This window comes from Rheinheimera texasensis DSM 17496 (genome assembly GCF_000711985.1).
GTDB lineage: Bacteria > Pseudomonadota > Gammaproteobacteria > Enterobacterales > Alteromonadaceae > Pararheinheimera > Pararheinheimera texasensis.
In genome coordinates this window covers 40,576-60,820 of record NZ_JONU01000014.1, presented here as the reverse complement: position 1 = coordinate 60,820, position 20,245 = coordinate 40,576, and the positions used below count along the sequence as shown (strand labels likewise).

Genomic DNA, 20,245 nt, shown 5'->3' with positions numbered 1-20,245 from the left:
ACGACCAAAGTTCAGATTCAACATCAACAAGGATATTCATCATGGCCCAAGGTTCTGTCCAATCAGATCTTATCCAGTCCCCCGGCTGGCGTCAGGCCGGCCAGGTTTTTCTGCTGTTTATGCTGGCGATGCTGTTTGCTAATGCCCTGTTGCTATTTCTCGAAAGCAAACTTGGCCTATATAGTTACTTTGCAGCACCACAACTGCAGCTGCTGACACAGCCTATTCAGTGGTTTTGTCAGATCCTGACTTAAAAGGCTCCACTTGATAGCCGGCTTGTTGCAATAACGCCAACACTCCTTCAGTACCGGCTAAATGGCCCAGTCCCACTAACACCAGCTCTTGTTCATTGTTCCCGAACAGTCCCTGAATTTGCGGCAACCAGGCCTGATTGCGGGCGACAAACATTTGCTGATACGTCTGGGCATCGGCTGATTTCACTGGCGTCAGCACCAGTTGCTCCACTGCTGCCAAATCGCCACTGCGCCAGGCACCAAGTATTTTGGTCATCATCTCCGCCGTGTCACCGACATCATTCAGCGCATGTTGCAAAAACAGATCTTCGCGGCCTTCACCTAAGCCAGCTAATAATTTCAATTGAAATTCAATTGGTTCCAGATATTTCAGCATTTTTTTCTGTTGCTGCGCCAAGGTCAGATAATGCTGATCAACACCGGGTGAAGTGAACTGATGCTGCTGCAGCTCCAGCAGTGTCAGCTGAGTCACCAGCATGCCGGGTTTAAATTGTTCGACCTGCGGCAAGCTCAGCTTGTGCCGTTGCAGGATCTCCAGCAACTGCTGGCGGGTTTTAGCTGCCAGCTTGCTGCTCAGCGTAGTGCCTGCCGGATACATCAGCTGTTGTTGCAGCGAAGCGGCGCTTGACTGGTCCTGCATTGGCGCCAAATCCGTCTCCAGCACCACTACGTCACTGTGTTGAAAAGCCGCATCAAACTCGGCCGGCAAAGGATATTGCGCCGGCGGCAGCATGTGCACAGTGCCGCCAATGAACAGTTGATCTGCGCCTTTACTGACCCGCCATACAGCGCTGTCGGCCTGTGCCAGTGCGCTGCACAACAACAAAATGACACTATATAACCGCGCCTGCATCGTTGATTTCCTTATTGTTCCTGACAGAAAAGGCCGGTGATACCGGCCTTTTTACTTATTTCTTAATTTTCTGCGGTCGTTGCCAGCCACTGATATGACGCTGTTTAGTTCTCGCCACCACCAGCTCATCAGCGGCAACATCGTGCGTCACCACAGAACCGGCACCGACAGTGCTGTTCTGACCCAGCGTCAACGGCGCCACCAGAGAACTGTTGGAGCCAACAAAAACACCATCTTCAATGGTGGTCTGGAACTTGTTGGCACCGTCATAGTTACAGGTAATAGTACCGGCACCGACGTTCACTTTGCTGCCGATCACCGCATCGCCTAAATAAGTCAGGTGATTGGCCTTCGAGCCTTTACCGAGCCGGGTTTTTTTCAGCTCGACAAAGTTACCGACATGGCTGTCGTCCGCCAGCACTGAATCAGGCCGGATGCGGGCAAAAGGCCCGACCGAACAATCGGCACCAATAGACGATGATTCCACCATAGTATTGGCTTTGATTTCAGTGTTATCGCCGACCGTGCAATCTTTCAGGATACAATTGGCGCCAATCACTACACCATTGCCCAATACCACTTTGCCTTCAAAAATAACGTTAATATCGATCATCACGTCCGAACCAACGGTCACTTCGCCACGCACATCAATGCGCGCCGGGTCACGTAAGTTCGCACCGTTCAGCATCAACTCTTCGGCTTTGCGGGCCTGATAAGCGCGTTCCAGCTGGGCAAGCTGTACACGGTTATTCGCGCCTTCGGTCTCAATCGGGTTGGCCGGATGCGCTGTGGCGATATCGACGCCATCGGCATGCGCCATCGCAATGATATCGGTCAAATAAAATTCGCCCTGGGCGTTATTGTTTTGCAGTTTACCCAGCCAGTGTTTGAGCTGTTTGCCCGGCACCGCCATGATGCCGCTATTCACTTCGGCGATTTTCAGCTGTTCGGCATTAGCATCTTTTTGCTCAACAATACCCACGACTTTACCGTTTTGCCGCACCATCCGGCCATAGCCAGTGGGGTTTTGCAGGTGGACCGTCAGCACGGCCAGGCCGTTCTCGCTGCGCGCCGCCAGCAGTTGCTGCAGCGTTTCCAAGCGGGTCAGTGGCACATCGCCATAAAGCACCAGCACCACGTCGTCATCAGCAACCTGCGGCAGAGCCTGTTGCACCGCATGGCCGGTGCCCAGTTGCTCGGCTTGCAGTACCCAGTTCAGCGGCTGGTCGCCTAAACCGGCTTTCAGCTGCTCAGCACCATAGCCATACACCAGATTAATTTGCGCTGCATTGAGCTGACGCGCGGTATCGATCACATGCTGCACCATCGGCCGCTCTGCGACTTTGTGCAACACTTTCGGTAAAGCTGATTTCATCCGGGTGCCTTTGCCGGCTGCCAGGATCACGACGTTTAATGCCATCTGAGCCAATCCTTTTAATAATGATGCGGCCATTCTAACCGAACAGCACTGAAATTACAGGGGCGGTGTTGGGTGTTGGTCAAGAGCAAAATGGAGCAACTATTGTCCTTGCCAAGAAGCCACAAACTCTTCACCGTACAGCGATTTGTAGTGCAAAGTGATTTTCAGGGTTTTCATCAGCAGATCAAACTGCGCTGGTGTTAAAGTGCAGGATTCGTCGGCAGCACGGATCACCATCTGGCGGTCGCCAACTTTATAAAACCGCGCAACGTTACCAGCACCAAAACACAGCTTTGAATTATCAATGCCCAGCGCCGGCCAGATGCCGTGAGCACTTTGCAGCTTTTGACCAGCAACCTCAAAGTCCACCTGCGTCACTTCAGCCGGTCCGAGGCCATTGTTGTTCACTAATAAAACAAAGGCTGTCCTGCCTTCTGCAGCCGGGTCCATATTGGCTTCAAATTCGAGGTACGGCCGCAGCGACAATTTATTATGTTGCTGGAATGAATAGCCCTGCCACACCGACGTAATCAGCGCACATAAAGCCATGATTACCGTGCTGATCGCCGTCCATTTTTCCCAATGAATAGTTTTGCTGTTTTGCTGGTCCATTTGAGGGCTCTTTTTGTTTGGTACGAGAAACAGCAGCTGTGTTTCTTGTCACCGTCTTAGTTTGTGAAACCTCAGATTAACATAGATAAATGGCAAAAAAAAAAGCCACCCGCAGGTGGCTTTTTCAGCAAGAAACAACTTACTTTTTGCGCAGTTTCTGGATCAGACGCAACTGAGCAATCGCTTCGGCCAGCTGGGCCGCAGCTTCTGCATAGTTGAAGTCAGCGCCGGCATGTTGCATCGCTTCTTCGGCTTTTTTCTGAGCCGCCAATGCTGCCTGCTCGTCCAGGTCTTCCGCACGGATCGCCACATCGGCCAGCACTGTCACGGTGTGCGGTTGTACTTCAAGTACACCACCTGCCACATAAATCAGATGCTCTTCACCGAACTGTTTTACGATCCGCACCATGCCTGGCTTGATGCCAGTCAGCAGTGGAATGTGGCCAGGTAAAATACCCAGCTCACCTTCGCTACCAGTAACCTGAATGGACTCAACAAGGCCGGAGAAGATACGCTCTTCAGCACTTACCACGTCCAACTGTACTGTCATCGCCATTTCGCTCTCCTAAAGCTGTAAAATTACAGCTTCTTCGCTTTTTCGATCGCTTCGTCGATAGAACCAACCATGTAGAAGGCTTGTTCTGGCATGTGATCGAATTCACCTTCCAGGATGCCTTTGAAGCCACGGATAGTGTCTTTCAGAGAAACGTATTTACCTGGAGAGCCAGTGAATACTTCAGCAACGAAGAATGGCTGTGACAGGAAACGCTGGATCTTACGAGCACGGAATACTGTAGTGCGGTCTGCATCTGACAGTTCGTCCATACCGAGGATCGCGATGATGTCTTTCAGCTCTTTGTAACGCTGCAGCACTGACTGTACGCCACGGGCCACTTCATAGTGTTCTTTACCGATCACCAGAGGGTCCAGCTGACGTGAAGTTGAGTCCAGTGGGTCGATCGCCGGGTAAATACCCAGAGACGCGATGTTACGGCTCAGTACGACTGTTGCGTCCAGGTGAGAGAACGTAGTGGCTGGTGACGGGTCAGTTAAGTCGTCCGCAGGTACGTAAACGGCCTGGATAGAAGTGATAGAACCAGTTTTGGTTGAAGTGATACGTTCCTGCAGAACGCCCATCTCTTCCGCCAGTGTTGGCTGGTAACCTACCGCTGAAGGCATACGGCCTAACAGTGCAGATACTTCAGTACCGGCCAGGGTGTAACGGTAGATGTTGTCAACGAAGAACAGTACGTCACGACCTTCGTCACGGAACTTCTCGGCCATCGTCAGACCGGTCAGTGCCACGCGCAGACGGTTTCCTGGCGGCTCGTTCATCTGGCCATAAACCAGTGATACTTTGTCCAGAACGTTTGAGTCGTTCATTTCGTGGTAGAAGTCGTTACCTTCACGGGTACGCTCACCAACACCGGCGAATACTGAGTAACCGCTGTGCTCGATTGCGATGTTCCGGATCAGTTCCATCATGTTAACGGTTTTACCTACACCGGCACCACCGAACAGACCTACTTTACCGCCTTTTGCGAACGGGCAGACTAAGTCGATAACCTTGATACCTGTTTCTAACAGAGCGTTAGAAGCAGCCTGGTCTTCGTAGCTTGGTGCTGCGCGGTGAATTGGCATACGCTCTTCTTCACCGATTGGGCCGGCTTCGTCGATTGGCTCGCCCAGTACGTTCATGATACGGCCCAGTGTGGCTTTACCCACAGGCACGTGAATAGCTTTGCCAGTGTTGGCAACTTCAGCACCACGACGCAGACCGTCGGTGGAGCCTAACGCGATGGCACGTACAGTACCGCCACCCAGCTGTTGTTGTACTTCAAGTACCAGACCAGCCAGATCGCCGCTTGTTACGTTTAACGCGTCATAGATACCAGGTACCGCATCTTGTGGAAAGTCGATATCCACAACGGCGCCAATGATTTGGACTACCTTACCTTGACTCATGTTAATTCCTCTAATTTCTCAAACCTGTTAACCAAGCATTAAACAGCTGCAGCACCGCCGACGATTTCGCTCAGTTCCTGCGTAATGGCTGCCTGTCGTGCCTTGTTGTAAACCAGTTTCAGTTCGTCCATCAGGCTGCCGGCGTTGTCGGTAGCGGCCTTCATTGCCACCATCCGCGCTGCCTGCTCGCTCGCTGCGTTTTCTACAACGCCCTGATAGACCTGAGACTCAATAAAACGATCCAGTAATTTATCCAGGATGACCTTCGGATCTGGTTCGTAAATGTAGTCCCAGCTGTGTTTTCTGGCTGAAAGCTCTGCTTTTGGCAAAGGTAAGAGTTGCTCGATCACTGGTTCTTGTTTCATGGTGTTCACAAACTTGTTGTAAACCACATATAAACGGTCAATCTTGCCTTCTGAATATGCATTCAGCATGACCCGGACCGAACCAATGACATCAGCCAAACGTGGGTTATCGCCTGAACCCGATTGCTGCGCCAGCACCTTGCCACCAAAACGTTTGAAGAAAGCCGTTGCTTTGTTACCAATGACGGCAAACTCCGCTTTAACGCCTTTGTCTTTCCACGCTTTGAGGTCTTGTGATACACGCTTAAATTCGTTGGTATTCAGGCCGCCGCAAAGACCACGGTCTGTAGATATCACAATGTAACCCACCGTTTTCACGTCACGCTCAGTTAAGAACGGATGACGGTATTCGATGGTGCCATTGGCGATATTACCGATCACTTTGCGCATAGCTTCAGCGTATGGACGACTGTGGGCAACCCGCTCCTGCGCTCTGCGCATTTTGCTGACTGCCACTTTTTCCATAGCGCTGGTGATCTTACGAGTATTGTTAATACTCCCGATCTTACTTTTTATCTCTTTTGCGCCGGCCATGACTAATCTCCGAAAATTTCAACGAACCGGGTGATGTTGCCACCACCCGAATTGGTTACCAGGTCTGAGTCGCTTTAAACTTCTCAATAGCGCCTTTGATGGTCGCTTCGATCTGGTCGTTGTAGTTACCGGTTTTGTTCAGATCAGCCATGAACGCGCCGTGCTCTGCGTGCATATAAGCCAGCAGGGCCGCTTCGAAGTCCAGGATCTTGGCAACTTCGACGTCTTTCATGAAACCTTTTTCGATGGCAAAAATGGAAACACCCATATCAGCCACGCCCATTGGCGCGTACTGCAGCTGTTTCATCAGTTCTGTTACTTTCTGACCGTGGTCCAGCTGCGCACGGGTCGCATCGTCCAGGTCTGAAGCGAACTGCGCGAACGCAGCCAGTTCTGAGTATTGTGCCAACGCCAGACGGATACCACCGCCGAGCTTTTTGATGATCTTGGTCTGAGCAGCACCACCAACCCGCGATACCGAGATACCAGCGTTAACGGCTGGACGGATACCGGCGTTGAACAGGCCTGATTCCAGGAAGATCTGACCGTCAGTGATTGAAATCACGTTGGTCGGAACGAATGCTGAAACGTCACCAGCCTGAGTTTCGATGATTGGCAGGGCGGTCAGAGAACCGGTTTTGCCTTTCACTTCGCCATTGGTCAGACGCTCTACATAGTGTTCGTTGACGCGTGATGCACGCTCCAGCAGACGGCTGTGCAGATAGAATACGTCGCCTGGGTAAGCTTCACGTCCTGGTGGACGGCGCAGCAGCAGGGAGATTTGACGGTAAGCAACAGCCTGTTTTGACAGGTCATCGTATACGATCAGCGCATCTTCACCGCGGTCACGGAAGTATTCACCCATGGTACAGCCAGAGTATGGCGCCAGGAACTGCAGTGCAGCTGCTTCAGAAGCAGAAGCCACTACCACGATAGTGTGGGCGAGGGCATTGTGCTCTTCCAGCTTACGTACCACGTTGGCGATGGTCGAAGCTTTCTGACCCACGCAAACATAAATACATTTCACGCCAGTAGTTTTCTGGTTGATGATGGCGTCGATGGCCAGCGCTGTTTTACCAGTCTGACGGTCACCGATGATCAGCTCACGCTGACCACGACCGATTGGGATCATCGCGTCGACTGACTTATAGCCAGTTTGCAGCGGCTGATCAACCGATTGACGGTCGATAACGCCTGGTGCGATTTTTTCTACTGGTGCAAAACCAGCAGCATCCACCGGGCCTTTACCATCGATTGGTTCACCCAGAGTGTTCACCACACGACCTAACAGACCAGGACCGACCGGAACTTCCAGAATACGGCCAGTGGCTTTTACTTTGATACCTTCGCGCAGGTCCGCATATGGACCCATCACTACCGCACCAACTGAGCTGCGCTCTAAGTTCAGTGCGATAGCGTAACGGTTACCAGGAAGCTCGATCATCTCACCCTGCATACAGTCAGCCAGACCGTTGATGCGGATGATACCGTCTGTTACAGAGACGATAGTACCTTCGTTGCGAGCTTCACTGACAACTTCAAACTGAGCAATACGTTGTTTGATCAGTTCAGAGATTTCAGTGGAATTCAGTTGCATGCTCTAATCCCCAATTATGACTGCAGCGCAGTGGCTAAACGGTCTAATTTACCGCGAACTGAGCCATCAATAACCATATCACCGGCTTTGATTAACATACCCCCGACAACCGCCGGGTCTACGCTACAGTTCAACTTAACTTTGCGGGCTAAACGCTGTGATAACGCCGCGATCAGTTTGTCCTGCTGAGCAGAGCTCAGTACAGTTGCAGAAACCACATCAACAGTGGCTTCTTTTTCGTACTCAGCTTTTAACACCAGATAACCGTCTAACACGGCAGGTAATGCCGCCAGACGCTGGTTTTCTGCCATGACCTTAATCAGGTTCTGACCGTGGCTATTCAGCTGTTCACCACAAACCTGGATAAAAAAGGCTGCCTGTGCGTCGGCAGCACTGTTGCTTTGCAGGCGCTCGGCGACTACTGGATTTTTCACTACTTCAGCAGCGAAAAACAGCATATCAGCCCAGGCCGCCAAAGCGTTTTGTTCGACAGCAAAGTCAAACGCCGCTTTGGCATAAGGACGAGCGACATTCGTCAGTTCAGACATGGCTCTTCCTCTTTACAGTTCTGCAACCAGTTTATCCAGGATGTCGCTGTGAGCAGCTTCATCAATTGAACGTTGAAGGATCCGCTCTGCGCCGGCAACGGCGAGGGCAGCGACCTGCTTACGCAGTTCTTCTTTCGCCCGGATGCGTTCAGCTTCGACTTCGGCTTTAGCCTGAGCCAGGATTTTATCCCGCTCTGCCTGCGCTTTGACCGCAGCTTCTTCGATGATCTGCGCTTCGCGTTTTTTCGCCTGGTCAATCACCGCAGAAGCTTGCGCTTTTGCATCGACTAGCTGTTGTTTTGCTTTCTCTTGCGCCAACCGCAGGTCTTGTTCGGCGCGATCACTCGCGGCCAGACCATCTGCGATTTTTTGCTGACGAGTTTCAATCGCACCGATAATTGGTGGCCATACGTACTTCATACAGAAGAGTACGAACACCACGAACGCGATTAACTCACCAATGAGAGTGGCGTTAATATTCACGACCGCTTCTCCTTAAATAACCTGAGTAAATGTTCTGGTTCGCGTCCAATTACATTGCGAACAGCATGTACAGCGCGATAGCAACACCGATCATCGCGATGGCGTCGATCAGACCTGCTACAACGAACATTTTACCTTGCAGGCTAGGAGCCAGCTCTGGCTGACGAGCTGCAGACTCGAGGAATTTACCGCCCAGAGTACCGAAGCCGATTGCAGTGCCTAATGCACCTAAACCGATTAACAGGGCAACTGCGATCAGTTTTAAACCTAATACCATTTCCATGATGTTCTCCAAGTTACTAATGTTAAAGTTAAAGTTAAAAAGAAACCGTTATTAATGATGCTCGTGCGCCATGCTCAGATACACCACCGTCAGGATGGTGAAAATAAACGCCTGCAGCGGAATAACCAGCAAGTGGAACACAGCCCAGACGAAGTGCATTGGCAGCTGATATAAACCTGTCATCGCGATCAGGATGAAGATCAGCTCGCCAGCGTACAGGTTACCGAATAACCGCAGCGCCAGTGACAGAGGCTTGGCCAGCAGGGCTACAACTTCCAGAATGAAGTTGAACCAGTATAACCAAGGCGTGTTGAATGGCTGGGTGGTCAGTTCTTTGATAAAACCGCCGATGCCTTTCATTTTGATTGAGTAATAAATCATCAGGATAAACACACCCAGCGCCAGCGCGATGGTCATGTTCAGGTCTGTGGTTGGCACAGCCTTCATGTAGACGCTATGCGGGTCATAACCCATGGCAGCACCAATCTGTTGGGCAGTCCATGGAATAAAATCAACCGGTACTAAGTCCAGCAGGTTCATCAGCAGAACCCAGACAAAAATTGTCAGTGCCAGTGGGGCAATGAGCGGGTTTTTGCCGTGGAAAGTGCTTTTGACTGTGCTGTCAATGAATTCAACCACCATTTCAACGGCACATTGCCATTTCGTGGGGACACCGGCGTTGGCAGTTTTTGCCACAGCGCGGAAAGAGAACAGGAAAATCAATCCCATAAAGATTGACCAGCCTAAGGTGTCAACGTGAACGGTCCAAAAACCTTCGCCGACGCTCCAGTTGGTCAGGTGGTGGGTAATATAGTCTTTGCTCGTAAGCTCACCAGATGCCATCGTTAGTCCCAATTATCGTAGTTAATCAAAATCGGTAACAACGCCTGTAAGATCAGGGCGAACACCAGTCCGCCAAAAAACAGCCAAGGGATCAACAGTGCGTGTTTCAGCGCTGTTGCCACCAACAACGCCAACAATAAAAATTTTAGTGATTCACCGCGGTAGACCGATTTCAACACCAGTTCTGGCTGCAGGTCTGCCCGAAAGCGAAACACATACCACGTAAAAAGACTGTGCGGCACAACAACACAATAAATACCAAGCAATACAGATTTTGCGGCCAGCTTATCCCAAGCTGCCAGACACAGCGCCGCCAAAGCAATTCCTGCCAGCGACTGCCACAAAAAAGTCTGTAAAATCAATTTATAGCGTTGTTTTGTTGTGGTTAAAGGCACTGAATACCACCCGGAAATACGCAAAACAACGGGATAAAAAGCTCGCGCAAGTATACTTATCTGCCTTATTTTTGCAACCAAAAGCCGCGCCAATACTACGAATGTCGAACTTTCTGAAACCTGACCGGTTAATTTTCAGACTCAGACAGGCCCAATTTATGCAAGATACCATCTAATTCCGGCAAACTGCTGTAATTGATGACTAATTCGCCTTTGCCTTTACGGTTGTAACTAATACTGACCGGCGCACCAAATCGTTCACTTAATCGTGACTCTAATGCGGCTACATCCGGGTCTTTTGCTTTGGTTTCTTTCACCGGGGCAGGCTCCAGCAAACGCCGGATCAAAGTTTCCGCTTCGCGCACAGTCAGTTGCTTGGCAGCGATAATACGGCCGGTATCCGGTTGTTGCTCAGCCGGCAAGGCCAAAATGGCGCGGGCATGGCCCATCTCGATGTCACCATGTTCCAGCAGAGTTTTGACTTCATCCGCCAGCTGATTTAACCGCAATAAATTGGTCACTGTTGCACGCGATTTGCCAACTGCATCAGCGACTTGCTGATGCGTTAATTCAAATTCACTGAGCAGGCGCTGCAAAGCCACTGCTTCTTCCATCGCATTCAGATCTTCGCGCTGAATGTTCTCGATCAGCGCGATGGCCACAGCAGCTTCGTCCGGTACGTCTTTTAAAATGCAAGGTACCTCGGCCAGGCCCGCCAGTTGTGACGCGCGCCAACGCCGTTCACCGGCAATGATTTCATAGCGATCAGTACCAACCGGCCGCACCACAATCGGCTGGATCACGCCTTGGGCGCGGATGGAGCTTGCCAGTTCTTCTAACGCATCCTGCGACATATCTTTGCGGGGCTGATACTTGCCAGGCTGCAACCATTCGACTGGCAGCTTTTGTAATTCGGTTTGACGACTTTCAGTCTGACTTTCAGCCGGCGCGGCTGGCTTGCCCGTGGTCAGCAATGCATCTAAACCCCGGCCCAGACCTCTTTTTTTCAAAGACATTCGCAGCTTATTCCTTCACGTCACACCGCAGGGGTGGTTTTGGGTTGTTTTTTGTCGGCGCGGCGCAGAATTTCACCGGCCAGCGCCAGATACGCCTTGGCGCCAGTCGAGCTTTTATCGTAATACATCACCGGCGTACCAAAACTGGGCGCTTCGGCCAGACGCACGTTACGTGGGATCACAGCGCGATAGACTTTCTCGCCAAAGTGACGTTTGAGCTGCTCGGAAACGTCGTTGGCCAGCCGGTTGCGCGGGTCATACATGGTGCGCAGAATGCCTTCAATTTTCAGGTCAGCGTTCACCACAGCCGCCAGTTTATTGATGGTATCCACCAGCGCCGTCAGCCCTTCCAACGCGTAATATTCGCATTGCATCGGCACCAGCACAGAATCGGCAGCGGCCATCGCATTGACCGTCAGCATGTTCAGCGAAGGCGGGCAATCGATAAAAATGAAATCATACTGATCGCGGTAATTCTTCAGTGCGTTGCGCAACCGCAGTTCACGGGCGAACACGTCGAGCAGCCGTACTTCGGCTGCTGTAACATCGGAGTTCCCTGCAATCAGGTGATAGCCACCGGCAGTTTCTTTGACTACTACTTCCGGCAACGGCTTTTCGTCGACCAACAATTCATACGCCGTGGCGTGCACTTCATATTTGTCGACACCGCTGCCCATAGTGGCATTGCCCTGCGGGTCCAAATCGATGAGCAGGACTTTGCGTTTAGTCGCGGCCATAGACGCCGCCAGATTCACTGCGGTTGTTGTCTTGCCAACGCCACCTTTCTGATTGGCTATCGCGATGATTTTTCCCACAAAAATCCCTAGTCCGTGTTCAGACTGCTGTTTTTTCCAGCACCAGCAGATAACGTTGGCCGACCAACTCTGGCACTGTCAGTTCGACATTGCCGACAACTTTAACAAAATCAGGCAAAGCTGCAATTTCTTCCTGCGCTTGCGCACCCTTCATGGCGAGAAACTGGCCATTCGAGACCGGCAAATGCTGACACCAGTGCAGCATATCGTTTAAAGACGCAAAAGCACGACTGATCACACTGTCGTATTTTTCGTGGTGATCTTCGACCCGGCTTTGCACTGGCTGGATATTCTTCAGCCCCAGCTGCAATTTGACCTGATTTAAAAAACGCACGCGTTTGCCGAGACTATCCAGCAAGGTAAATTCTTTATCCGGGCAGCAAATAGCCAACGGGACGCCCGGCAAACCAGGCCCAGTGCCAACATCAATGATGCGTTGACCATGCAAATGGGGCGCGACAACCAGGCTGTCCATGATGTGCTTAACCAGCATTTCGTTAGGGTCGCGCACAGACGTCAGATTGTAAGCACTGTTCCACTTGTCCAGTAACTGCACGTATTGCACCAGCTGCTGCAATTGCAGATCTGACAGTTGCAGGCTGGTCTGCGCGACCAGCTTTCTTAATTTATCTAACATGTTGCATCCTGGCTCAGGCCGATTTTCTTAACAGACCCTGTTTTTTCAGATAAACCAACAGCAACGAAATAGCCGCAGGTGTGATGCCCGAGATCCTGGACGCTTGCCCCATAGTTTCAGGTTGTGCCTGATTCAGTTTAAGCACGACTTCGTTTGAGAGACCTTTCACCACAGAATAATCAAAACCGGCTGGCAAACGCGTGTTTTCATTGCGTTCCTGCTTGGCTATCTCGTCCTGTTGCCGGTTGATATAACCTTCGTATTTAATCTGGATCTCAACCTGCTCTGCCGCATCCTGCATCGCAAGACCAGGACCAACGCCTTCGATCTGCATTAAGTCCTTGTAGGTCACTTCAGGCCGGCGGATCAGATCCTCCAGACTGGCTTCACGGCTCAATGGTGTTTTCAATAACGCGTTCACTGACGCCAGTGCAGCATGTTGCGGGTGGATCCAGCTTTGTTTCAGCCGTTGACGTTCCAATTCAATCTGCTCGATCTTTTCGTTAAACGCCGCCCAGCGCACGTCATCGACCAAGCCTAATTCGCGACCTTTTGCCGTTAAACGAAGATCCGCATTGTCTTCACGCAGCATGAGACGATATTCGGCGCGGCTGGTAAACATACGGTAGGGTTCTTTGGTACCTAAAGTGGTTAGATCGTCAACCAGCACGCCAACATAAGCCTGGTCCCGACTCGGCACAAAAGCGTCCTGTTCTTTGACCAGCAAAGCCGCATTCAGGCCAGCCAATAAACCTTGTGCACCCGCTTCTTCGTAGCCGGTAGTCCCATTGATCTGACCGGCAAAAAACAGGCCTTTGATAAATTTAGTTTCGAGCGAGGTTTTCAGATCCCGCGGATCAAAGAAATCATATTCGATGGCATAACCTGGTCGGGTGATATGTGCGTTCTCCAATCCTGGGATCGAGTGCACCAAAGCGAGCTGCACATCAAAAGGCAAGCTGGTTGAAATGCCGTTTGGATAGAGTTCGTGGGTGGTTAAGCCCTCAGGCTCAATAAAAATCTGATGTTTGTCTTTGTCAGCAAAGCGGTTGATTTTGTCTTCAATAGACGGGCAATAACGCGGGCCCACACCCTCAATCACGCCGGTATACATTGGTGAGCGGTCCAGGCCGTTGCGGATAATATCGTGTGTTTGTTCGTTGGTGTATGTGATGTAACAGGGCACCTGACGCGGATGGTCGCTTTGTTTACCAATAAATGACATCACCGGCAAAGGTGTATCACCGGGCTGTGGCTGCATCTTGCTGAAATCGACACTACGCGCATCAATGCGTGGCGGAGTGCCGGTTTTCAGCCGGCCAACCCGAAACGGCAATTCGCGTAAACGACGGGCCAAGGCAACTGACGGTGGATCGCCAGCACGGCCACCGCTGTAATTTTGTAAACCAATATGAATCTGACCAGCCAGGAAAGTACCAACAGTCAGTACAACTGCTTTTGCCCGAAATTGCAGACCCATCTGGGTGACCGCACCAACGACCTGATCATTTTCAACGATCAGATCATCACAGGCTTGTTGGAAGATCTGCAGGTTTGGCTGGTTTTCCAGAATAGTCCGGATCGCTGCACGGTATAACTGACGGTCAGCCTGAGCACGGGTGGCACGTACTGCTGGTCCTTTTGAGCTGTTCAGCGTGCGAAACTGGATCCCGGCGTGATCTGTGGCCACCGCCATGGCACCACCCAGTGCATCGATTTCTTTGACCAGGTGGCCTTTGCCGATACCGCCGATCGCAGGGTTACATGACATCATGCCCAGTGTTTCAACATTATGGGTCAACAACAGCGTTTGCATACCCATCCGTGCAGCAGCCAGCGCGGCTTCAGTGCCGGCATGTCCACCGCCGACCACAATCACATCGTAGTTTTGTTGAAACAACATATCTGCCTCATTGCCTTTGCAACAGCCTAAAAAAGGGCACGTATTGTACCTCAGATCCTGTCCGAAACGGAATGTTTTAAAATCGTTCAGGATCCAAAGCGATCCATATATATAAAGAAGATCTTTAAAGAGATCTTTTTTATTATTCTTACTACTAAGCAACAGTTTTTGGGTTGATAACTGCTTTTTCCATCTGAAGATCAAGATCTTACAAAAGATCTAAACTGTGATCTGTGATGGATCTTCAACGGATCAACCTGTGATCAACTTGCTTGTTTATCCACAGGCCAAATATCAATTAAATTCGTGCAGAGGATAACATCAGCTTATGCACGTGGTTATTCGTATCTTATCCACAGATGTGATCAAGTTGGGATCTGCTTGTGGACAACCCTGTATAGCTTGATCGACGTTTTATCAGGGATTTATCAAAAGGTTATTAAGTAATTTAACTGATATAAGCAGATGCTGAACCTGTTGGCTTAATCCGCCGACATTACCGTTAGATATCCAGTTTCTGGACAGTGACTTGTGTATTTGTGGGGGAACCAAAATTCCCCCTTTTTTTATTTCAAATCGGGTGAGTTTTGAGAGTTGGTGCAAGCACTGCGACAAATTGTGGTAACCAGGCTAAGGCGAGATCTTCCGGTAATTCGGCACATTGCGCATCTATATTTAGCCTTAAGTCTAAATCTTTTGCTGAATTTTTAGCCAGCAAATCAGCGATCTTCGCGCCGGCCAGACAAAAAGTATCGTAGCTGGAGTCACCTAAAGTGATCACCGCATAAGAAACTGTGGTAAGATCTGTTTGATCTTGTGCTAATTGATCCGCAAAGGGTTGGATATTATCGGGCAGGTCACCCGCACCGTAGGTCGAGGTGATCACTAACCAGGTTGAGTTTCTGGTCAGTTGTTCTAATACGGGCGTCAGATGCAGTCTGACAGGAAATCCCGCTTGTACCAGTGTTTCAGCCACTTGTTCTGCTGTGTATTCAGCAGCGCCCATTTGGCTGCCCACGAGGATCTCAATCATCTGTACGTCTCTGGTCAGTTAAATGATTGGCTATACTACTGGAATTTGTGGCTGTTGAGCATTGCTCTTAACAGGCACCGGGTATTTTTACTGCAATGCAGGCTCAGTAAAACTACAATAGCACATACCTTTAAAGCGCCTGCGTGTTATTGAGGTTAATACAACTTATGTCCGAGTCCCTGACTTTTTCCCAGCTTGATCTGCCAGAACCAATACTGCGCGCGGTCACAGAATTGGGCTACGAAACTCCGTCTCCTATCCAGGCGGCCGCAATCCCAAAACTGTTAGCTGGTGAGGACTTATTAGGCCAGGCGCAAACCGGTACCGGTAAAACTGCCGCTTTCGCCCTGCCATTGTTAGCGCGGTTAGATCCGGCGCAAAATGAACCACAAATCCTGGTCCTTGCACCTACGCGTGAACTGGCGATCCAAGTCGCAGAAGCTTTTCAGGCTTATGCCCGCTTTATGCCAACTTTCCATGTTCTGCCTTTATACGGCGGTCAGAACTACACCACACAATTACGTTCTTTAAAACGTGGCTCTCAGGTCATCGTTGGTACGCCTGGTCGTATCATGGATCACCTGGATCGCGGTACTCTGGTGTTAGATAAGTTACGTGCCATTGTGCTGGACGAAGCTGACGAAATGCTGCGGATGGGTTTTATCGATGACGTTCAAACGATCATGGATGCGACTCCGCCAGGCCGTCAGGTTGCCATGTTCTCGGCAACGATGCCGTCACAAATCCGTGCTATTGCTCAGAAACACCTGAACAATGCACAGGAAATCAAAATTGAATCAAAAACCAGCACTGTGGAGCGGATCACCCAGCGTTATGTGATGCTGGATGGGAATCAGAAGTTGGACGCTCTGACCCGTGTACTGGAAGGTGAAGAATATGATGCCAGCATCATTTTCGTCCGGACCAAAAGTGCCACTGAGGAAATTGCCGAAAAATTAGGTGCTCGCGGTTATGCAGTCGCTTGCCTCAATGGCGATATGAACCAGGCCAACCGCGAACAAACTATTCGCCGCTTAAAAGCCAGCCAGATTGACGTGATTGTTGCGACAGACGTTGCTGCCCGTGGTCTGGATGTGGAACGGATTAGTCTGGTGATTAACTATGACATTCCATACGACAGCGAAGCCTATGTACACCGTATTGGCCGGACTGGTCGTGCCGGTCGCGAAGGCAAAGCTATTTTGTTCGTGTCGCCACGCGAACGCCGTCTGTTGCGCACTATTGAGCACGCCACCCGTCAACCGATCGAAAAAATGTCGCTGCCAACCGGTGAAGTGATTGAGCAGCGTCGTATTGAGTCGTTCCGCGAAACGCTGGCCAATACCATAGAAGCGAAAAACCTGAGTTTCTTCCAGGATCTGATTAATGACTGGCGCGAAAAGCTGGAAACGACAGATGCAGATCTGGCCGCGGCGTTGCTGTTTATGGCGCAAAAAGACCAGCCGTTAAACGTTGCCAGCCAATTCCCGGAGATCCGTGAGCCACATGCCCGTGGTGAACGGCCGGAGCGTGGTGATCGTCCAGCGCGTTTTGAACGCGGTGACCGTCCGGAGCGTTCAGGTGATCGCCCAGAGCGTGGTCCACGTCCACCACGTCGCGAATTGCAAGGCAACTACATCAATTACCGGATTGAAGTGGGTAAAGAGCATGGCGTCCGCGCGGGTGACATCGTTGGTGCCATCGCCAATGAAGCCAACATCGACAGCCAGTTCATCGGCAATATCAAACTGTTTGATCATTTCTCTACTGTTGAGCTGCCGGGTGATATGCCGACAGAAGTGTTCCAGCACCTGAAAAAAGTGTATGTGCGCAAACAGAAACTGAATATCAGTGTTGATACGGGTGGTCCCGGCCCAGAACGTGCTGATCGACCAGAGCGTTACCAGCGCAGCGGTGCTGATCGTGCCGACCGTCCTGAGCGTGGCACAGGCCCACGTCCAGGTGCTGCACCGAAAAAACCACGCACTCGCGAAGGCTCGTAATAGCCCGTTAGTGTTTATTTAAGTAAACCCGCCGCATTCCGGCGGGTTTTTTATTACGCTAAATTCAATTTACGGTCTTGATGTTTCATCTGTGGACCCACAAATCATGCTGAAACAGCCAGAGGATCCTGTGATGATCATTGCGTGCCCACACTGTGCCGGTTTAAACCGGCTGCCGCAGCAGCGCTTAACTCAGCAGCCGAAATGCGGTTCATGTAAACAAAGTCTGTTCACTGGTAAGCCGGTTGATGTAACCATGGCGAATTTTGCCAATTTGAGTCAAAAGTCTGATTTACCACTGGTATTAGATTTTTGGGCCAGCTGGTGTGGGCCCTGCCAAAGTTTTGCGCCAACCTTTGCCCAGGCCGCAGCTGAGCTGGAACCCGGTTTTCGCTTCGGTAAAGTTAATACAGAATCTGAGCAGCAATTGGCAGCACAGTTTCAAATCAGGTCCATTCCGACTTTGCTGTTAATCCAGCGCGGTAAGGTCATAGCCCAGTTATCAGGTGCCTTGCCAAAAGCACAGTTTTATCAGTGGCTGCAGCAACACAGTGCTCAGTTACAGCAGACTGAGTGAGAAACACAGCCGGGTAGTCTAATAACGATGCCCGGGTTTCATTTGTGCTGATTTTTACCCCAGACAGGTTATGACCAGGTAATTCAGCTGCATGCCCTATCAACGCATAATGCAACTTAAAAGCTGACGGAGAATTTATGGAAAATCGCAAATTTACTGTTTCCAGTCCAGATATTCAGGAAGGCCACTTCATGGCGAAAACCTTTGAATTCAATGGTTTTGGATGTGATGGCCCGAACTTATCACCAACACTGCGCTGGCAAAATGCGCCAGCCGGTACGCAAAGCTTTGCGGTAACGGTTTACGACCCCGATGCACCAACCGGCTCTGGTTTCTGGCATTGGCTGGTATTGGATATTCCGGCCGAAGTGAACGAGTTAGCGCAAGGTGCCGGTAATGGCACTTTACCGGCTGGATGCCGTTCCTTTCTGAATGACTACGGTATTAAAGAGTTTGGCGGTGCCTGTCCACCAGAAGGCCATGGTATGCATCGTTATCAGTTTACGGTCTGGGCATTACCTACGCCGACATTAGGCGTTCCTGATGGCGCCAGTGCTGCTGTAGTTGGTTTTATGCTGAATGCCAACGCGCTGGCAAAGGCGACCCTGACGGCGACTTATGCACGTTGATGGCTGAGATGGCGTAAGATTATAAGCCGGCTGATACGCCGGCTTTTTATTATTTTCCGATACAGAAGCTGGAGAAAATCCTGCCCAACAAGTCGTCAGAGCTGAATTCACCAGTGATTTCATTCAGTTGCTGTTGTGTCAGCCGTAGTTCTTCGGCCAGTAACTCGCCGGCTAAATGATCGTGCAGTTGTTGTTCACCAATACTCAAATGTTCTGATGCCCGTGCCAGAGCGTCTAAATGCCGGCGTCTGGCGATAAAGCTGCCCTCATTATTGGCTTCAAAACCCATGCAGGCTTTTAAATGTTCGCGTAATGCATCAAGACCAGTTTTATCTTTGGCGGAAAGCCGGAACAACGGATACTTTCCGCTTTGGTCAGAACCGACGGTTTCACCGGTTAAATCGGCCTTATTGCGGATCACTGTGATCCCCAGTTCAGCTGGGATCTGTGCGATAAAGTCTGGCCAGATCTCTGCAGGATCTGTCGCAGTGGTGGTTGTGCTGTCGACCATAAACAGTACCCGATCAGCCTGCAGAATTTCTTGCCAGGCGCGCTCGATACCAATTTGTTCAACTTTATCAGTAGCCTCACGCAGGCCTGCAGTGTCGATGATATGCAGTGGCATGCCATCGATGTGGATATGTTCACGCAGCACGTCACGGGTGGTGCCAGCGATTTCAGTGACAATAGCGGCTTCGCGTCCGGCTAATGCATTGAGTAAACTCGATTTACCGGCATTTGGCCGTCCGGCGATCACGACTTTCATGCCTTCACGCAGGATACTGCCCTGGGTGGCCTGCTTCTGAATTTGGGTTAAATCAGCACGAATTTCAGCAAGATCACCGGCGACTTTACCGTCGGATAAAAAGTCGATTTCTTCGTCGGGAAAATCAATCGCTGCTTCGACGTACATCCGCAGGTAGATGACTTTCTCTACCAGTGCATGAATTTGCCGGGAAAACTCGCCTTGCAGCGATTGCATAGCGCTACGGGCAGCCTGTTCACTGCTGGCGTCAATCAGGTCGGCGATGGCTTCGGCTTGGGTCAAGTCCAGTTTATCGTTCAAAAATGCCCGCTCTGAGAACTCACCGGGGCGGGCGATACGGACATTGGCTTCCTGCAGGATGCGCCGTAACAGCATATCCAGCAGTACTGGCCCGCCATGACCTTGCAGCTCCAATACGTCTTCACCGGTAAAGGAGTTAGGGCCAGGGAAATACAGCGCAATGCCCTGGTCCAGTACTGATTGGTCGGCTGCGCGAAACGGCAGATATTCAGCAACACGGGCCTTTGGTACACGCCCCAGCACGGCTTGTGCAATAGCAGCGGCCTGTGGGCCTGATACCCGGATGATGCCCACGCCGGCACGTCCCGGCGCTGTTGCCTGCGCAGCAATCGTATCGTTAACGTACATACCAAAGTCCTCGATTTTTTATATAAAAAAATGGCCATTACAAGTGTAACGGCCATTAGAAGGTCA

The 20,245-nt window shown here is 50.8% G+C and carries 22 protein-coding genes; 4 read left to right on the top strand and 18 right to left on the bottom strand.

The window, feature by feature from the left end:
- Nucleotides 1-41 precede the first annotated feature (41 nt).
- Nucleotides 42-254, top strand: coding sequence for a hypothetical protein (locus tag Q399_RS0109095; RefSeq protein ID WP_031568029.1), 213 nt, complete (start codon nucleotides 42-44; stop codon nucleotides 252-254).
- Here the strand turns inward: Q399_RS0109095 and Q399_RS0109090 are convergent.
- The 17 genes from Q399_RS0109090 to mioC all read right to left on the bottom strand — a co-directional run bounded on the left by Q399_RS0109090 (nucleotide 223) and on the right by mioC (nucleotide 15,556).
- Nucleotides 223-1,107, bottom strand: coding sequence for a TraB/GumN family protein (locus tag Q399_RS0109090; protein WP_051685861.1), 885 nt, complete (start codon nucleotides 1,105-1,107; stop codon nucleotides 223-225). The two genes, Q399_RS0109095 and Q399_RS0109090, sit on opposite strands and share 32 nt — an antisense overlap.
- A gap of 55 nt (nucleotides 1,108-1,162) precedes the next feature.
- Nucleotides 1,163-2,527, bottom strand: a complete 1,365-nt coding sequence (gene glmU / locus Q399_RS0109085) for a bifunctional UDP-N-acetylglucosamine diphosphorylase/glucosamine-1-phosphate N-acetyltransferase GlmU (protein ID WP_031568025.1) — start codon at nucleotides 2,525-2,527, stop codon at nucleotides 1,163-1,165.
- 99 nt (nucleotides 2,528-2,626) lie between these two features.
- The gene (locus tag Q399_RS0109080; protein WP_031568023.1) at nucleotides 2,627-3,139 is read right to left on the bottom strand and encodes a hypothetical protein; all 513 of its coding nucleotides are present in this window, start codon (nucleotides 3,137-3,139) and stop codon (nucleotides 2,627-2,629) included.
- Nucleotides 3,140-3,278: 139 nt separating this feature from the next.
- The gene (locus tag Q399_RS0109075) at nucleotides 3,279-3,695 is read right to left on the bottom strand and encodes a F0F1 ATP synthase subunit epsilon (RefSeq protein ID WP_031568021.1); all 417 of its coding nucleotides are present in this window, start codon (nucleotides 3,693-3,695) and stop codon (nucleotides 3,279-3,281) included.
- Between the two features lie 23 nt (nucleotides 3,696-3,718).
- Entirely contained in the window at nucleotides 3,719-5,104 is a 1,386-nt protein-coding gene (gene atpD / locus Q399_RS0109070; protein WP_031568019.1) for a F0F1 ATP synthase subunit beta, read from the bottom strand.
- Nucleotides 5,105-5,142: 38 nt separating this feature from the next.
- The gene (gene atpG / locus Q399_RS0109065) at nucleotides 5,143-6,003 is read right to left on the bottom strand and encodes a F0F1 ATP synthase subunit gamma (RefSeq protein ID WP_031568017.1); all 861 of its coding nucleotides are present in this window, start codon (nucleotides 6,001-6,003) and stop codon (nucleotides 5,143-5,145) included.
- A gap of 55 nt (nucleotides 6,004-6,058) precedes the next feature.
- A complete protein-coding gene (gene atpA, locus Q399_RS0109060) occupies nucleotides 6,059-7,600 on the bottom strand; it encodes a F0F1 ATP synthase subunit alpha (protein ID WP_031568015.1) in 1,542 nt (513 codons plus the stop codon).
- Between the two features lie 14 nt (nucleotides 7,601-7,614).
- Nucleotides 7,615-8,148: a F0F1 ATP synthase subunit delta gene (atpH, locus tag Q399_RS0109055; RefSeq protein WP_031568013.1), complete on the bottom strand. Its 534-nt coding sequence runs from the start codon at nucleotides 8,146-8,148 to the stop codon at nucleotides 7,615-7,617.
- 12 nt (nucleotides 8,149-8,160) lie between these two features.
- The gene (atpF, locus tag Q399_RS0109050) at nucleotides 8,161-8,631 is read right to left on the bottom strand and encodes a F0F1 ATP synthase subunit B (protein WP_031568011.1); all 471 of its coding nucleotides are present in this window, start codon (nucleotides 8,629-8,631) and stop codon (nucleotides 8,161-8,163) included.
- 49 nt (nucleotides 8,632-8,680) lie between these two features.
- Nucleotides 8,681-8,914 (bottom strand): F0F1 ATP synthase subunit C, encoded by a 234-nt coding sequence (gene atpE / locus Q399_RS0109045; RefSeq protein ID WP_031568008.1) that lies wholly within the window; start codon nucleotides 8,912-8,914, stop codon nucleotides 8,681-8,683.
- 51 nt (nucleotides 8,915-8,965) lie between these two features.
- Nucleotides 8,966-9,757 carry a F0F1 ATP synthase subunit A gene (gene atpB / locus Q399_RS0109040; protein WP_031568006.1) on the bottom strand — a complete coding sequence of 264 codons (792 nt, stop codon included), beginning with the start codon at nucleotides 9,755-9,757 and terminating at the stop codon, nucleotides 8,966-8,968.
- Between the two features lie 2 nt (nucleotides 9,758-9,759).
- A complete protein-coding gene (locus Q399_RS21055; protein ID WP_157836259.1) occupies nucleotides 9,760-10,233 on the bottom strand; it encodes an ATP synthase subunit I in 474 nt (157 codons plus the stop codon).
- 47 nt (nucleotides 10,234-10,280) lie between these two features.
- On the bottom strand, nucleotides 10,281-11,168 hold the full coding sequence (locus Q399_RS0109030; protein ID WP_031568004.1) for a ParB/RepB/Spo0J family partition protein: 888 nt from the start codon (nucleotides 11,166-11,168) through the stop codon (nucleotides 10,281-10,283).
- 20 nt (nucleotides 11,169-11,188) lie between these two features.
- Nucleotides 11,189-11,983: a ParA family protein gene (locus Q399_RS0109025; RefSeq protein WP_031568001.1), complete on the bottom strand. Its 795-nt coding sequence runs from the start codon at nucleotides 11,981-11,983 to the stop codon at nucleotides 11,189-11,191.
- A gap of 19 nt (nucleotides 11,984-12,002) precedes the next feature.
- Complete coding sequence (gene rsmG, locus Q399_RS0109020; protein ID WP_031567998.1) at nucleotides 12,003-12,620, bottom strand: 16S rRNA (guanine(527)-N(7))-methyltransferase RsmG; 618 nt, start codon at nucleotides 12,618-12,620, stop codon at nucleotides 12,003-12,005.
- Nucleotides 12,621-12,633: 13 nt separating this feature from the next.
- The gene (mnmG, locus tag Q399_RS0109015) at nucleotides 12,634-14,523 is read right to left on the bottom strand and encodes a tRNA uridine-5-carboxymethylaminomethyl(34) synthesis enzyme MnmG (protein WP_031567995.1); all 1,890 of its coding nucleotides are present in this window, start codon (nucleotides 14,521-14,523) and stop codon (nucleotides 12,634-12,636) included.
- A 571-nt stretch (nucleotides 14,524-15,094) separates the two neighbouring features.
- Entirely contained in the window at nucleotides 15,095-15,556 is a 462-nt protein-coding gene (gene mioC, locus Q399_RS0109010; RefSeq protein WP_031567993.1) for an FMN-binding protein MioC, read from the bottom strand.
- Between the two features lie 167 nt (nucleotides 15,557-15,723).
- Here mioC and Q399_RS0109005 point away from each other — a divergent pair, with 167 nt between their 5' ends.
- The 3 genes from Q399_RS0109005 to Q399_RS0108995 all read left to right on the top strand — a co-directional run bounded on the left by Q399_RS0109005 (nucleotide 15,724) and on the right by Q399_RS0108995 (nucleotide 18,765).
- Nucleotides 15,724-17,559: a DEAD/DEAH box helicase gene (locus Q399_RS0109005; protein ID WP_031567991.1), complete on the top strand. Its 1,836-nt coding sequence runs from the start codon at nucleotides 15,724-15,726 to the stop codon at nucleotides 17,557-17,559.
- A gap of 133 nt (nucleotides 17,560-17,692) precedes the next feature.
- A complete protein-coding gene (gene trxC / locus Q399_RS0109000) occupies nucleotides 17,693-18,136 on the top strand; it encodes a thioredoxin TrxC (protein WP_031567988.1) in 444 nt (147 codons plus the stop codon).
- A 137-nt stretch (nucleotides 18,137-18,273) separates the two neighbouring features.
- Nucleotides 18,274-18,765: a YbhB/YbcL family Raf kinase inhibitor-like protein gene (locus Q399_RS0108995; protein WP_031567986.1), complete on the top strand. Its 492-nt coding sequence runs from the start codon at nucleotides 18,274-18,276 to the stop codon at nucleotides 18,763-18,765.
- 49 nt (nucleotides 18,766-18,814) lie between these two features.
- On the opposite strand, the gene mnmE is transcribed toward Q399_RS0108995, so the two are convergent.
- Nucleotides 18,815-20,179 (bottom strand): tRNA uridine-5-carboxymethylaminomethyl(34) synthesis GTPase MnmE, encoded by a 1,365-nt coding sequence (mnmE, locus tag Q399_RS0108990; protein ID WP_031567984.1) that lies wholly within the window; start codon nucleotides 20,177-20,179, stop codon nucleotides 18,815-18,817.
- Between the last annotated feature and the right edge of the window lie 66 nt (nucleotides 20,180-20,245).